The sequence below is a fragment of the Anabaenopsis elenkinii CCIBt3563 genome, from assembly GCF_015245355.1.
Taxonomy (GTDB): domain Bacteria; phylum Cyanobacteriota; class Cyanobacteriia; order Cyanobacteriales; family Nostocaceae; genus Anabaenopsis; species Anabaenopsis elenkinii.
Window position 1 is genome coordinate 367,318 of sequence record NZ_CP063311.1, and the last position, 15,088, is coordinate 382,405.

At 40.5% G+C, this 15,088-nt stretch carries 17 protein-coding genes; 3 read left to right on the plus strand and 14 right to left on the minus strand.

What is annotated here, in order from left to right; genetic code table 11:
- Positions 1-593: 593 nt before the first annotated feature.
- Together IM676_RS01670 and IM676_RS01675 are read right to left on the minus strand one after the other, a co-directional pair.
- On the minus strand, positions 594-1,295 hold the full coding sequence (locus IM676_RS01670; RefSeq protein ID WP_200988692.1) for a hypothetical protein: 702 nt from the start codon (positions 1,293-1,295) through the stop codon (positions 594-596).
- Positions 1,296-1,297: 2 nt separating this feature from the next.
- On the minus strand, positions 1,298-2,293 hold the full coding sequence (locus IM676_RS01675; protein WP_200988693.1) for an ImmA/IrrE family metallo-endopeptidase: 996 nt from the start codon (positions 2,291-2,293) through the stop codon (positions 1,298-1,300).
- A 235-nt stretch (positions 2,294-2,528) separates the two neighbouring features.
- On the opposite strand from IM676_RS01675, the gene IM676_RS01680 reads away from it, so the two are divergent.
- On the plus strand, positions 2,529-2,933 hold the full coding sequence (locus tag IM676_RS01680) for an NIL domain-containing protein (RefSeq protein ID WP_200988694.1): 405 nt from the start codon (positions 2,529-2,531) through the stop codon (positions 2,931-2,933).
- Here IM676_RS01680 and IM676_RS01685 read toward each other — a convergent pair.
- The 8 genes from IM676_RS01685 to IM676_RS01715 all read right to left on the minus strand — a co-directional run bounded on the left by IM676_RS01685 (position 2,930) and on the right by IM676_RS01715 (position 8,941).
- Complete coding sequence (locus IM676_RS01685) at positions 2,930-3,700, minus strand: hypothetical protein (protein WP_200988695.1); 771 nt, start codon at positions 3,698-3,700, stop codon at positions 2,930-2,932. The two genes, IM676_RS01680 and IM676_RS01685, sit on opposite strands and share 4 nt — an antisense overlap.
- Before the next feature lie 123 nt (positions 3,701-3,823).
- Positions 3,824-4,309, minus strand: a complete 486-nt coding sequence (locus IM676_RS01690) for an NADAR family protein (protein WP_200988696.1) — start codon at positions 4,307-4,309, stop codon at positions 3,824-3,826.
- A gap of 97 nt (positions 4,310-4,406) precedes the next feature.
- Positions 4,407-5,108, minus strand: coding sequence for an MgtC/SapB family protein (locus IM676_RS01695; RefSeq protein ID WP_200988697.1), 702 nt, complete (start codon positions 5,106-5,108; stop codon positions 4,407-4,409).
- Between the two features lie 176 nt (positions 5,109-5,284).
- Complete coding sequence (gene mgtE, locus IM676_RS01700) at positions 5,285-6,661, minus strand: magnesium transporter (protein ID WP_200988698.1); 1,377 nt, start codon at positions 6,659-6,661, stop codon at positions 5,285-5,287.
- 234 nt (positions 6,662-6,895) lie between these two features.
- Complete coding sequence (locus IM676_RS01705; RefSeq protein WP_225880428.1) at positions 6,896-7,099, minus strand: hypothetical protein; 204 nt, start codon at positions 7,097-7,099, stop codon at positions 6,896-6,898.
- Between the two features lie 20 nt (positions 7,100-7,119).
- A complete protein-coding gene (locus tag IM676_RS01710) occupies positions 7,120-7,263 on the minus strand; it encodes a hypothetical protein (protein WP_200988700.1) in 144 nt (47 codons plus the stop codon).
- A 543-nt stretch (positions 7,264-7,806) separates the two neighbouring features.
- Positions 7,807-7,935, minus strand: a complete 129-nt coding sequence (locus tag IM676_RS19975; RefSeq protein WP_263973158.1) for a hypothetical protein — start codon at positions 7,933-7,935, stop codon at positions 7,807-7,809.
- Between the two features lie 166 nt (positions 7,936-8,101).
- A complete protein-coding gene (locus IM676_RS01715) occupies positions 8,102-8,941 on the minus strand; it encodes a prephenate/arogenate dehydrogenase (RefSeq protein WP_200988701.1) in 840 nt (279 codons plus the stop codon).
- Positions 8,942-9,164: 223 nt separating this feature from the next.
- Here IM676_RS01715 and IM676_RS01720 point away from each other — a divergent pair, with 223 nt between their 5' ends.
- Entirely contained in the window at positions 9,165-9,755 is a 591-nt protein-coding gene (locus IM676_RS01720) for a DUF1517 domain-containing protein (protein ID WP_200988702.1), read from the plus strand.
- Between the two features lie 75 nt (positions 9,756-9,830).
- Positions 9,831-10,709: a hypothetical protein gene (locus tag IM676_RS01725; protein WP_200988703.1), complete on the plus strand. Its 879-nt coding sequence runs from the start codon at positions 9,831-9,833 to the stop codon at positions 10,707-10,709.
- 44 nt (positions 10,710-10,753) lie between these two features.
- Here IM676_RS01725 and aroF read toward each other — a convergent pair whose 3' ends face one another.
- The 4 genes from aroF to IM676_RS01745 form a co-directional block, all read right to left on the minus strand.
- On the minus strand, positions 10,754-11,818 hold the full coding sequence (aroF, locus tag IM676_RS01730) for a 3-deoxy-7-phosphoheptulonate synthase (protein WP_200988704.1): 1,065 nt from the start codon (positions 11,816-11,818) through the stop codon (positions 10,754-10,756).
- A gap of 226 nt (positions 11,819-12,044) precedes the next feature.
- Positions 12,045-12,515, minus strand: coding sequence for a PAM68 family protein (locus IM676_RS01735; RefSeq protein WP_200988705.1), 471 nt, complete (start codon positions 12,513-12,515; stop codon positions 12,045-12,047).
- 12 nt (positions 12,516-12,527) lie between these two features.
- Positions 12,528-12,797 (minus strand): 30S ribosomal protein S15, encoded by a 270-nt coding sequence (gene rpsO, locus IM676_RS01740; RefSeq protein ID WP_200988706.1) that lies wholly within the window; start codon positions 12,795-12,797, stop codon positions 12,528-12,530.
- 154 nt (positions 12,798-12,951) lie between these two features.
- Positions 12,952-13,995 carry a 3-deoxy-7-phosphoheptulonate synthase gene (locus IM676_RS01745; protein WP_200988707.1) on the minus strand — a complete coding sequence of 348 codons (1,044 nt, stop codon included), beginning with the start codon at positions 13,993-13,995 and terminating at the stop codon, positions 12,952-12,954.
- Between the last annotated feature and the right edge of the window lie 1,093 nt (positions 13,996-15,088).

Below are 15,088 nucleotides of genomic sequence, written 5' to 3' on the forward strand. Positions count from 1 at the left end.
GAAATTTAAATATAGAGGATAGCCGACAGTAATTTAGCAGACAGTTTATTAAAATTTATACAAGTGTAAATAACTTCAAGTTGGAATAAGTGTAAGTTTGTCATCTATCTTAGGGTAGAGATAAAACCCCCCATCTGATCTGTGATCTATTCGTTTATATTCACTATCTGTTGTTAAACGCAAAGGGGCGCAAAGGTTGGCGCAAAGGTACGCAAAGGTTTATTGGCGGTCTAGACTATGATCACATACATGATTTTCTAGTCAGATTTATCTGACTTGAGCTATTAGACGGGGGTTTATAACCCCTGGCTCCCCGTGTAGCATTAAACGTAAATTTTAAACCGTTCTGGTTAAGTTTTATTTGTTTTGGGTCTGTGCGGTGATGATGTGGTGATTTTAAATGAGCCGGATTTTCAACCCCGGAAGTGGTGATAGGAACTTTGAGACGGGGGCGATCGCCTATAACAGCAGCGCGCACCTTTTTCAGGTTAATGAAGTATACACAAATTTCCTATTACAGTGTTCCGGTGTTCGGTGTGTTCCCTCAAACTAAAAAACTTTGTACCTCACGAGCATGGAAAATACTATAAGAATTAGGGATAAGGATAAAGTAAGTTACCAGTCTCTCGTCTTAATACTATAATTTCTCTGTTCAAATTTTCTTTTACTACCTCTTCTGTTGCTTTGATACTATAACCAAATATCATTTTTATATTCTGGTCACAATATCGGCTAGGGTAAACTTTTGTTTGTATTATATCAAAACCAAATTTTTCAATATACTTAAAAATCAATTGCTCTAAACACCAAATTCTACCCTCAAGATTTTCAATAATCTCAGTCAAACCAGACTTGATTAAAGCCCTTAAACAGCATTTATCGTGGGTTAATAAATAATTATTGGTATAACCCTGTTGACTCAGGTAGAAAATATAACTGATTAAAATTGCTTCTCCTTGATCAATTGTATCTGTTTTATCATTGCTTCTTCTACAAGAATCCATCAGTTTCAAATAAATATCTCTATCAATATTAGGATTATGCTCTGAAAGAGTTACACAATTTTCAACGATTTCTAATGCTTTTTTAATATCAAATTTTGTATAATTATTGTCGGATTTATTCCCTCTTGTACGTTTAATTTGCCTGTTTACATCAAATTTATATTTGAAACTATCAAGTATTTGTATTTGACTTGCATTAATCTCAAATGTCGTCAGGGTTTCATTAAATAAATCGCAGGTAGCCAGTTTAAGAATAATATCATTATCTAAACAGTAAAATGACCCTGACAAAATTAAACTCCTAAGACTTTTTCTAAATACTCATAGCTTTCATCATTAAACTTGTCCCAGTCTAATCTATCAGCTAAATATTCATTAACAATCTGTTGACCATTAGCTAATGGGTCTAATTTCTTTAAAGCTTCCTGAACAAAACCCCAGTTTTTCTTTGTATGCCAACCATAATTAAGTACAATTGAGACCACATCAAGATGAGGATTTTGTTGACAGATTAATTGAGCGTACTTAATTAACTGGTTATGGTGAAGAATACGCTGATCTTCTAAACAATTATCACAATCACCTAATAATAACTGAGTAGCAAATTTATTTGCTTGACATTCATCATCATCATTTTGATTACAATCATACTTTATTTTTTCATCAACTAAAATACCTTCTTTTAGATGTCCTAATGCTAAGTGACCTAATTCATGGGCTAAGTCAAAAGCTAATCTAGCAGAGTATTTATATTTGGAACTGAGAATGATTACAGGACTATTAAACTTCCATTGAATTAATGCAGCAAACTTCTTGATCTTGGGAGGAAAATTGTTAAAATAAACAACAACTATGCCCTTACTCCAACAATATTCGAGTAAGGATTTTAAATTAACAGTTGTATGATTTGTTAAAATTTCTGCTCTAATTTTCTTAACATCAGTGGGTAAAGATGTAAAATTGGCTTCCGTACCGTAGGCAGTTAACTCAGCTACCCGACTAGCTAAAGCTTGAGCTAGATAAGGGTGATCCTGATTTCTGCTGTTATGCTGCTTAAACTTAGTAGGAGCGGAGGAATTAAACCTAATGTTTTCTTCTACCAACAAGGATTCTAAGTTAAGGTTAAGGTGATCAGCGATATAACCAGCCCCTTCTAACACAGCCATGGGTTTATCGTTGAGTTCATCATTCCACCAACTTGGTAAACCATGATTTTTTACATAGTCTTGGTTTAACCCAATTTTGGATAGTTTAGCGTAGAGGGACGACATAGTAAGTTTTACTGTCATTGTTTTGTCCTCCTGATGCTAAAAAGTTAAGCCTGTATCCTAATTTCAATCTTTGATGGATATTCTCCATTGATTATACATCCTTTTAAACAGGCTTTTACATAACTTCAACAAAGCCTTATGGCTAACCACGGGGAAGGAAAGTAATAGAATGGCGATCGCCTTTAACAGCAGCGTTTCGCTATCGCCCTAGAGTTAAGATTTTAACACTAACACGAAAGTCCCTACTAAACCTGTGAAAAAACGAGTTACCCTTACTTTTCCTAAACGGGCTATTCAAATGCCAGTAACTTACGTACTGGCTAAAGAATTTAACGTTGCTGCCAATATTATCCGCGCCCAAGTGGCTCCTAACCAAATTGGCAAACTTGTGGTAGAGTTATCTGGAGATATTGACCGCTTAAATGAAGCTATTGAGTGGATGCGATCGCAGCATATCAATGTTTCTCACAACTTAGGTGAAATTGTCATTGATGAGGATGTCTGTGTACATTGTGGTTTGTGTACTGGGGTTTGCCCTACGGAAGCCCTCAGCTTACAACCGGAAACATACAAGTTGACATTCACGCGATCGCGCTGTATTGTCTGTGAACAGTGTATCCCTACCTGTCCTGTACAAGCAATTGCCACTAATCTTTAAAAGAATAATTTAAATCTGGCTAACTGCATTTCTAGAGATGGAGTCAGGATTTTATGTAGTTCCTGACTATCTTGGAATGTGATAATTTGTTGTGTAGGTAAATCAAAGGGAAATTCTCCCTCACAGTCTGAGCGTTGCATCTGTGCCAACAAAATTTGTTCAGGACGCTTACTATGAAGAGCATAGCCAATGTCTACACAGACATGAGGGCTAGGGATTAATTTATTGGTTTCTTGACTAGAAATGCTGGTAATTGGGGTAGTATCGGCAATGAATAACAAACACCTGCGGATTTTCCTCATCATAGCACGGGTGAGTTTAATGGCAGCATGACCGGGGCGGTGAGACTCTAGTAATGTTAAAGTTACACGCGATCGCAAGTTCAAAGAATCTAAACTTGTTTGCAACTCTTCCCGGAGGACATCACTAGCTACTGGATACTCTACTTGGGAAGATAAAAAAATTGTTGGTTCCGACTGAGACAATAAAGCCTGTTTAGTGAAATAAATTTCGTGACTAATCAAGTCAATGTTAGCCACGCAATAACCACCGCTACCTTCAATATAAAACTCAATGGTTTCCCCCTCTAGATAGCGCCCAAACCAGTCAGATTGACGAACATGGTCAATATCTTCCAGGAAATCGGCTCTTAATGCTGATTTGAGCAAACTTTTTTTACTCAGGCGAAGATCAGGGGGACGTTTTTCCAGTTGTGCGATCGGCTCATAATCTTGAATATACCATGACCTGAGCGCAATAATTGACATAAGGCGCTAAGTAAGATTGTTCTACTAGTTTACAATTAACTAGGCACTTGTGACACTCTCCCATCTAAAGGAGTTGACCTCATAGTTGTGAGTAACTCCCTTGAGACAGTAAGATTACAGTAACTAATTTAGCTTACCTTCTCCGATGAATGACGTAGAAAGTTGTGAGGCGCGGATTTGCCCACGCACAGCCATGAGAATTTTACCAAGATGGTTTTGACCAGTTTTTTGCGCCCCACACCCCCAGAAATAATCGGTGGGGGAATTTTCCACTAGGGTTTGATGACCTGTGTTCAGGAGAATTTGTTGAATTTCCCCATGAGTCAGAAACTTTTTGAGTACAGCTTCCGCCATCACTTGAGTTTTAACCATCTCCCAGTCTGGACGCAGTTGGCGACTAGGACAGCGACCCAAAGCTGCGGCGGCTTCCGGGGTTTCGGCATCATGAATGACAGGTATAATGACTGCATCTACACTGCCGACAAACTTTTGTGCTTGATAATAATGCTCTACAGTGGGCCAGTAAGTACCACGAATTTGGATACCGTGGGGAGAAAAGTTAGAAAAACAGCCATAAGGTTGCCACACCTTATAAAAGTATATGGTCATTTGAAAATTTATCTTTCTATATCTACATCTATAATGCCTGTAGATGCTAGCAAGAAATTCTCAACTTTAGGCAGAATAAAGAATTATCACAGTAGTATCAACCAAACTCTTGTTCAATAATGCGCCAACTAACTGCACTAATACCCGGTTCTAGGCTTAAGCGGCTAACAATTTGTTCCAATAAGTTATCGTTGCGCTCTTGGGTTAATAAGTCTGCTTCTACTTCTACGTTGTCCGATTCTTCTAAATCTTCGCTATTGAGAGAACGTAACTTCATAGCATTAGTACTGCTGAGTGCTTGGAGTAGTAGGGCGCGGACGTGAGCTTCATCCTTACTGCGGCAAACCAAAGAGCAACGATAACATAATTCTACTTCCGTTCCCTTGAGGGATTGCTGATTTATTTGATACACCAGCGGACGCAAAAGTACATTAGCTATGAGAACCGCCACCGAACCCATAAATGCTTGGGAAAAAAAACCCGCCCCAGATAAACAACCCACGGCGGCGGCACACCATAGACTGGCTGCGGTATTGAGCCCGCGTACCGTTAGCCCTTCTCGCAAAATCACGCCCCCGGCTAAAAAACCGATACCAGAAACCACTTGAGCCGCTAGGCGCGTAGGACTAGCATCGCTAGGGATGAGAACTGACAGCATGACGAATAAACAAGCTCCAACACAGACTAAAGTATTAGTTCGCAGTCCTGCTAGGCGTTGTCGCCATTGTCGTTCGAGTCCAATGGCCGAACCTAGGACAAATGCTATTACTAAACGAATTCCAAAGTCCTGCCACGTCATCCTTTAGCTCCTTGAGTAAATTACTGATAAGATATTATTTTCACTCCCAAGTCAAAAAAAGGTTATTAAAAGGTTAAAGTACCAAATTATTGGTACTTTACGGGTTGCCATAACACACACTACAATTTGAGGTTTGGGGAAAATCGCAGGCTGGAAAAAGCAGGTGAGATTAATATTTATGCTTCAATGCCTAATAGTAATCCTACTAAGGAGAAGTAAATCCATAAGCCTGTAAAGTCTTTAACGGTGGTAATAAACGGGTCAGCACCAGTAGCATGGTCAAAGCCCGATTTTAACATAATCCAGGGTAGGATTGCACCCAGTAACGCACCCAATGTGACTACACAAAATAAGGCAATTCCTACTGCTAATCCTAGTAAAGGTACTCCATTAGGTATACCCTGCCATACATAGGCAATTACCCCAGCAGTTCCACCTAAAATTATACCCATTATCCCACCGATGCGAATTTCTCTGAGTAAATAGGGGATGAATTGGCTCAGATTAATATGATTCCAAGCTAGTCCTCGGGCAAAGATGGTTGTAGACTGAGTACCGACGTTACCCCCCATGTCCATGACTAAGGGAATAAACACAGCAGCTGCAACCACAGATCCCAAAACTTCTTCAAACTGCTCAATTAGTCCACCTACGAGCATACCGCCAATGAGGGTGATGATTAAGAACAAAATTCTTAGTCTAATTGCATACCAAGCGTTTCCCCTAATCAGGCGATCGCTCCAAACTTTGTCTCTGGTTAACAGGTTACCTACACCAGCTTGGGATAAAGCTGCTTCGGTGGCCTCTTCCTGAATCAGGTCAATGACATCATCAAAGGTGATATCCCCTAACAGTCTTCCTTCACTATCTACTACAGGTACCGCTGGGAGATTATAATCTTTGAGCATTTGCGCTGCTTGCATTTCTGAATCCGTGGCGCGTACAGCTACATTTGTCCCATCTAATAACATTTCAATTGGTGTTTCCGGATTAACTTTGATTAACCGCACTGTGCGAATAAATCCCCGATAAAATCTCTGGGAGTCAATCAGAAATACCATATCTAGCTCATCATCTTTCAGGTTGGATTCCCGTACTGAAGCCAAAGCAGCACCAGCAGTAATGTGATTACGGACGGCTAGGTAGCGCAGATTCATTAGTCTTCCAGCGCTTTTTTCTGGATAACCTAAGAGTAAATTAACACTAGCTCTGGCTTCGGGACTTAAGCTAGCAATTAACCGCTTGGTAATCTTTGCAGGTAATTCTTCAAATAACTTGACTCGATCATCTGCGTCCAAAGCTTCCAGAACACTGATTACTTCGGGATTTTCCATTTCCCGAATCAAGTCTGCTTGCTTATCAGGAGTTAAGTATTCAAATACTTCTAGAGCTTTACTTTTTTCTAGTAATCGGAAAGCTAAAACCCGTTTCTTGGGTTCAACTCTACTGAGCGATCGCACTAAATCATTAAATTTTAAATGGTTTGCAGTTTGTTTAGCTGCTTCCAAAGCAGTAGGCTTTAAGGATAAGTCACTGAAAGCATTTTGACGCATGTTACACCTCACACTCAGTAATTATTAAATTTAGTCAGCATAATTTCCGCCATCGCTGCTATCTGCTCAGTGCAACAACGGTAAACGAAACTTCCGTATTAAGTTGGAACCCCCCGGATTCATCCGTGGTGTAGTTCCCAAATGTGTCGGTTTCTAGTCGCGACAATACCCAGTCGCGACTAGCTCTATACTTTTGAGAGGCGTTCTCGTCTCTGTCTGGCTTAGTAGCAGAATTTAAGCCACTTGACTCCCATTCATAAATACTGCATCTAATGCTGCATATAAATTATGGACAAGCCACAACTCTTGTAACATCTCCTCGTCATTCTTCCAGCAATCTGGTAATTTCTCGGTGTTTACCCAAGTAGCATATAGACGACCTTGGTCATTTAAATTCCATTTCATGTGCAACATATTTGTATCCCTGTTTGTTGTCATGATTTGCTTTTGCAAGCAGCTTATGAGTTTCTTGACAATTGATTTGTGACTCTAGATTTAATTGCAGTCACAACCGTTTCTACTACTGTTTCAACTAAGGTTTGAACAGCAATTTCTACCAATGTTTTTACTAACGTTTTGATCATCATTGCAAGTACACGCATGATGTAACCCCTTGTTTTCGTTAGGTAATTTTCAGTAATTTTCTCTGAGAAAATGTCAGTATATTCTCGATGATTAGACATTTATAAACACACCAAGAATACCCAGTTATTACATCTGAGATATTTATATAGCCTTTTTCAGGCTAATGAACTACACATCAATTGCCTATTCCCTGTTCCCTGTTCCCTGTTCCCTGAAACTAAACAACTGTGTACCTCACGAGCATGGGAAATGCTATAAATGTTCTACACAGTAGAGACATTTCAGAAATTAATCACTATGTGGCTCAACAATATGTTCAGTAAGTGATCATGGTATGGTATTTAGGTTCCCAGCAAATGTCCTAGGATTGAGGTTAAGCAACCACACCTAACACATTTATTCATAAGTGAACCTGTAAATTCTTGGAGATGCAAACAGCCAAGAAATCACATAACTAAGCTATTGACTAGAAATTAAATTTTTGGTTTTATAGTTCATCTCCTAATTTACGAGTAACTACCTGTAGCGCTGGCGGTTACTCGCAGATGAACTAGTTAGCTCTAGGCTAAATGCCAATCCTTCTGAGATACCGCCAGCAAGTTACCGCCAGGTTCGTCTTCTTCAGATTCCCCGACAATAACCATCATGTTGCATATGACTTGGCTGTTACTACTGCCAGAGCCTTCCATACTGAGTTTCTCCTTTGGAATACATGAACGCAACTATTTAATTGCGTTATGTGAGATTTTTTTATTCTTTTTTGAAGCTAACACAAAAAAAATTTTTAGTCAACTATATTCCTGTAGATGGCACGGATAAGGCCCTGAGGATATGATATTGTGGCCTAGTCGCGGGTTAATCGACAAACTTGGGTCTATCTTCACCGTTAGACTGTAATTTTAATCCTAAACCTTGCCAATCTTGCTGTTCAATCAGGTTAGTTAACTCATCTAGCCTTTGGCGATATTGATGTAATGAACTCAGTAATGCTTGGCGGTTATATTGTGCCATCATTACTCCTAATTCAGGATTACCGCCGCCCACTCGGCTGGTATCGCGAAAACCTGAACTAGCAAGATTTTGGGCTAGTTGCAGTACTTGGGAGTCTGTTTCACCCATACAAGTAGCAATTAAGGCCGCACTCACCATGACAGGTAAATGGGAAATTAAACTCACCGCTCGGTCATGTTGCTCCGGTGGGCAATAATAAATATTTGCCCCCAGCGATCGCACAATTTCTGCTACAACTGAAATCGCTGTTTTGGGTGTGGTTGCATCTGGGGTCAGGACATAGGGTCTACCCATAAATAAATGCCGTTGTGCTGCATCTATACCACTATCTGCTGTTCCGGCCATGGGATGACCACCAATAAAATTTTCCCATACAGGGGCGATGTTCTGGACTATGGGGGCTTTAACTGAACCAACATCAGTGATCACAGTAGTGGCAGGTAAATAATTAATTAGCTGCTGCAATTGCGGTATAATCATACCTATGGGTGTACAAATAAATACCACTTCTGCGGTAGCTAACAAACTCATGTCCACAGATGCTTGATCAACAATACCAAGAGCGATCGCACGGTTACAGGTAGACTCCTGACGAGTCACCCCTAAAACATAATGACCAAGCGATCGCAAATCATAACCCAAAGAACCGCCTATGAGTCCCAGTCCCAAAATACCAATTTTCATCTTTTTTGATTTTAACTATAGGGTTGGTGTACCTACTCAACCCAGAAACGTTATATCTATCAATAGTCCTGTCAAAGTCACCTTACAGCACTTTTGAAGTAAATAAAGTACACACCTTAATATCATAAATCTTGTGGGGTGGGCATCGGTGCGGTGCCCTGGCGTACCCACTCAGATAAAATGCCCTGTATTAGTGTAGTAGTCACAATTATGGAGAAAGCAAATGCGTGCCTTTAACAGAATGATGGGTCGGACTCGCTATGTAGTTTGTCGCTTGTTTGTGCATTTAGCCGGCTCCGATGTTGCACCAGTCTTGGGAGTATTAAATAGTACAGCCAGAGATGCCATAGAGGCGGAAGGTGACCTGCAACAACTAGGAGAAGGATTAGTCGAAATTTGCGAAACCCTATTACGATATGATCAAGCTTGGTTATCCGCTGCCAATGAAGGTGAAGTATTTTGGGATGAAGGTGAAGCCGGAGATTACGTCAACGAATTATTTAGTGATTCGGCCCAACGCTACGGTGCAGACCTTGATATTAGTTCCACCTCCGATGTAGATCAATCCTTTTCCATACCTGTAACCCGGAATGTGATTGTCATGTTGACTGTAGCTTATGAAGGAGAAGTTCCCAATTTAGAAACGGACTTGTCCAATATCCGCGCATTAAAAGATGGTTTAAAAGCTTTAATCAATCTGCACTATCAAGAAAAACTGCGCGCCATTCAAGTACATTTTTCCCCAGCACAGTTAGGAGATCAACTCACCAATGATCAGCTTTTGCAATATTACCCAGAATTAATTCCTTTGTAACTGGTTGGGTAGTCTCTACATTCCCACCCCCATAAAACCTTGTTAAGCTGAAAAATAAGAAATAGTAAAACGCCCATGAGCATATTACGAAGATTTACAGTGATTTTTTTAGCACTGACTTTGTGCTTAACAACCGTAGCCTGTGGTAATTCTAACCAAACCACCCCAGAAACTAGAAGTATGAGCACCGGATCTACAGCTACTAAGCTCAGTGATGGTGAGTATCAGGTGCAACAAGCTAGTTTTGACGATGGCACTGGGGAGTATACACTGTTTTTACTCAACAGTAGACCCCCAACCTTTAAAACTGAAAATTTGCAAATGGCAAGGCTGACCGATGAGCAAATCCAGGAGGGAAAAAAGACTTCTTTGAAGGTGGAAAACGGAGAACCAGCCTTGTATATGACAGAAGACTTTAAAATTGAGTACGTCCACAACGTCACTGAAGTACAAACTAATCCCCAAACAGGACAACAAGAAACCGTAGTAGTCCGCAGAGAAAGCAACTTCTGGGCACCTTTTGCCGGGGCTGTAGCTGGTAACATCGCCGGTCAGGTAATCGGTAATATGTTATTTAGACCCCAATACTATGTACCCCCTGCTTATCAATCAGGAGGGGTGCTAACTGGTTACGGTGGTTATGGTAGTACCTATAATCAAGCAGTGAATAACTATCGGACTCGCTACAATGCACCACCTGCAGTGGAGCGCAACCGCACGAATTTCCGCACCACGGGAACAATTAGAAGATCATCCCCTGGTAGTTCAACTGTACGCACTACACCACCGACGAATACCACCAATCGCCCCTCTGGTTCTGGTTTTGGTAGCAGTAATCTCAGACCTTCTAATAGTTCCGGTACCACTAGACGCAATACTGGTACTGGTTTTGGTTCTGGTGGACGTTCTACACGTAGTCCCAGCCGCTCTTTTGGTTCTGGTAGAAGAAGGTAAACTTTGCGGCACGCTACGCCGTAGCGTGCCGCAAACACTCCCAGTTAGGAGTTAGCTGTAGCAACCACCGGTTGGGGCCAACGTCTCACGGCCTCACCAATCACTGCTAATTCCTGCATTAAAGAATCAAAACGTTCTGGTGTTAGAGATTGGGGTCCATCAGATAAAGCTTTGGCTGGGTTGGGGTGGACTTCAATCATCAGGGAATCGGTTCCAGCGGCGATCGCAGCCATAGCCATAGCAGGTACGAAATCCGACCAACCCGTACCATGACTGGGGTCAATCATAATAGGTAAGTGAGTTAGCTTCCGTAATACCGGCACCACAGATAAATCTAAAGTATTGCGAGTGTGTTGACGGTCAAAAGTCCGAATTCCCCGCTCACATAGAATTACATTAGAGTTTCCCCCAGCTAAAATATACTCAGCTGCCATCAACCAATCTTCAATAGTAGCAGCCATGCCTCGCTTTAGAAGCACTGGTTTTGGTTGCGCCCCCACCTTTTTGAGCAGGGAGAAATTTTGCATATTCCTAGCTCCCACCTGAATCACATCAGCCACATCGGCGATCATATCCAAGTCCGCAGCATCCATTACCTCAGTAATAATACCTAAACCACTAGCTTGCCGCGCCCGAGCCAACAATTCTAAAGCACTCTCACCATGACCTTGGAAGGCATAGGGTGAAGTCCGGGGTTTGTACGCCCCACCACGTAAAAACTTCGCTCCAGCCGCTTTTACCCGCTGGGCTGTTTCCACAATCATTTCTTCATTTTCTACGGAGCAAGGGCCAGCAACAACTACTAAAGGATGGTGTTCACCAAATACAACATCACCATCGGGAGTATTAACCACTACCTCAGAGGCTTGTCCATGTCGAAACTGGCGGCTGGCCCGTTTGTATGGTAACTCTACCCGCAATACCTGCTCAATCCATGGGCTGAGTTCCTGAATCTGTAACGGGTCTAAACTGGCTGTTTCACCCACCAGACCAATTACCACCTTGTGTTGACCGATGATTTTTTCTGGTATGAGTCCCCAGGTAGTAAGTTCCTGGCTAATGCGGTTGATTTCCATTTCTGGGGAACCGCTTTTCATGACTATAATCATATAAAATTACCTGATTATTTGAATCAAACCTCAAACAAGTAGGAGACACATTATATTGTTTATTTTATTGAATTTAAAAAATCAGGCACTCAGTAGTTTAGCTGCTCTGTATCGGTTTGAACTACACATATCCAATTATTACTTATAAACTTGGAAGTTAGGTAAAATTGCCTAACTTCACAATCTACCCCATACCGCAGTTAGTCTGGTACCTGAGCGCCAAGGCTCATAGATTTTTTTGCCGAGTTTCGCGCCACACTTCCACCATTCGACCCCAATTGGTACTAAACTCCCCTAGACCCAAGAGGCTCCCTGGTCTTTCTTCATCCCAAGAGGAAGAAAGAACACCATAAGTAATCCCCAAAACTCCAATACCAAATAATCCCATATTCACTAATAACACGGCAATGGGAGGCAGTTGGATATCTGTATACCTAGCCAGTAAATAACTGACTATTAAGGTTGTAATACCCAAAGCTGTAGGTATACCACAGAACCCCGCCACCCTGCGGATCATCCTTTGGCTAACAACCTCGGGAATGGCCATTTCTTCTTTAGTGAAAGGCGGCTGCTTGGTAGGGGGTTTTTCTACCCTCTTAGGCTGTGCTTGTGGTTTACCTGTGCCCTTGGTAGGTTTTTGGCGCTTGGTTTTTGGTTCAAAAGGTAAGGGGCTGCGCTCAGATTCTTCAGCAGACATAAGCGATAATTCCTACCCACGAATACCCAAACGGGCAATTAAATCTTGATATTTTTCCCGACTGCCTTTTTGAATATAGGAGAGAAGACGCTTGCGCTGACCAATCATCTTCAATAGTCCCCGACGGGAGGAATGGTCATTTTTATTTGCCTGGAGATGTAAGCTGAGGCGACTAATGCGATCGCTCAGCATGGCAACTTGAACTTCGACAGAACCAGTATCGGTTTCGTGAACTTGATAGTTCGACATGATTTCTTGTTTGCGCTGTTGCGTCAGAGCCATGATAGATTCAGTTTCTAGTTATGTTAAATGTATGCAGCAATCTCCCATGATATCACAGCCGCCAAATTGTTGGTATTAATCAGCAATCAGTATTTTGGCTGTATCAGATAGTATGTCGATATTTCAACTGCTTGGTCAACTCCTACCCTAGCAACTAATTGAGTTTTTGGTAAGCAGCCAAAATAATCCTTTCTGTTTCCTCCCAATTAATACACTTGTCGGTTACAGAAACACCATACTTTAATTCTTCTGGGTTACTGGTTATGGGTTGATTACCCTCGTGTAAGTTTGATTCGAGCATTACACCCACTATTGATGTATTACCATCAACTATTTGTTGAATGACATTGTCTAATACATAGGGTTGTAGCTTGTAATCTTTATTAGTATTTCCGTGGCTACAGTCGATGACAATTCTTGGTGATAAATTAGCCTGTTTTAATTTTTCTTCTACCAGTTTAATACTTGCTGCTTCAAAGTTAGGCTGACTACCACCGCGTAAGATAACATGACCATAGGGATTTCCCCTAGTTTCAAATACACTCACTTGTCCTTTATGATTAATACCTAAGAAACTATGAGGACTTTGGGCTGATTGTAAAGCATTTAAAGCTACTTGAATATTACCATCAGTACCATTTTTAAAACCTACAGGCATGGAAAGCCCACTGGCCATTTCACGATGGGTCTGTGATTCAGTAGTTCTGGCACCAATGGCAGACCATGTGATAAACTCACTAATATATTGAGGTATGATAGGGTCTAGTGCCTCTGTACCAGCGGCCAAACCCAACTCTACGATTTTTAGCAGTAGACCACGTGCTGTTAATAAACCTTTTTCTACATGGAAAGAATCATCCATATCTGGATCATTAATTAGTCCTTTCCATCCCACTGTAGTGCGCGGTTTTTCAAAGTACACCCTCATGATGAGTAGCAGTTTATTCTTGACTCTTTCAGATAAAACTTTCAATTTATGGGCGTACTCCAGCGCTGCTTCTGGGTCATGAATTGAGCATGGGCCAACTACAATGAATTTTCTCCTGTCCTGAAAATCTAGGATGTTTTTAATCTCCTGTCTATATTGCCAAACATTGTGTTCAGCTAATTGAGTTAAAGGTAATTTTGTTTTGACTTCATTGGGGGTTAATAATACGTGCGAACTCTTGATGTTAGTATTAAATAATTTATTGTGCATAGAGCCAAACTGGTGATTTTTGCGATTCTTCAAAAGAGGATGTTAATCAATGATTTGTAGACATCCAGGCATTACCTTACTCAAAACTGGTCAAGACTCAAAACCTGGAGTTTTTCTAGATTCCACCATGGGTATAGTAGCAAATGATATTCCCTTGGGATTTTTCAAACATCCTCTGGGGTAAAGTTAATATATTATTCTAAATCAAATCTACAACACTGAGTTATAGATTATTAAAATAATCAGGACTTTGGGCTGTTAAATTCGCGATTTCACCAGAAAAATCCTATTTGATTCCTTAAAATCTGCATAAATTCAACAACCGGGCTTCTAGAAACTGAGTTAATTTACTCAGCTTAAAATATTAATGCGATAATTTATACATATTTTTCCAAAGGTCGAAATCAATGCACAAGCCCTCAATTGTTGTTTTTTCATCACTTTTAGCTATGAAGTTGATTACACCCTGCATTTATACTTATAAACACTATTTTATGGTCAAGCAGTTATTAAGATATCTTGATACTGCAAGAAAAAGGAGCCTCATTAATAGGCTCCCTGATTATAAGGTGCAAACAAAATCGATTCAATGGCGCTTGCCATAAAATTATTTATTAGTTCATTAATAAAAATTGATATAAATACCTAATCAAGTATGAATCTATTCTTTACTCATCCCTGACAGCTATTTGTGAAAATTACTTTATCATAGGTAAAGTAAAATTTTCTGCTGAGTTTCCTTTGATTACATACTATTATAGGATAGTACAGCTTTTATTATATATCACTACAATTTAATAATTAAATTATTTTCTTATTCTTTTTTGAAAAAATATTAAAAAAAATGATTAATTAGATTTTTGCAAACTCCCCACCGCTGAATTTCCAGCATTCGAGTCTCACTGACTGTTTCACTGTTCATCTGTACCGAGTTTTAGGGAGCGGGTCAAGAGCAAATTGACTAGGGTTAGATTTAGTGATATAATTTTAAACTTTAGTCTTCGAGTACAGTCTAAGCTGCCAAGACAATCCGGCTATTGCTTAGGAAGCTCTTGCCTTTAAGAACGGAATGCCCTACCGCTACGTGTAAGTT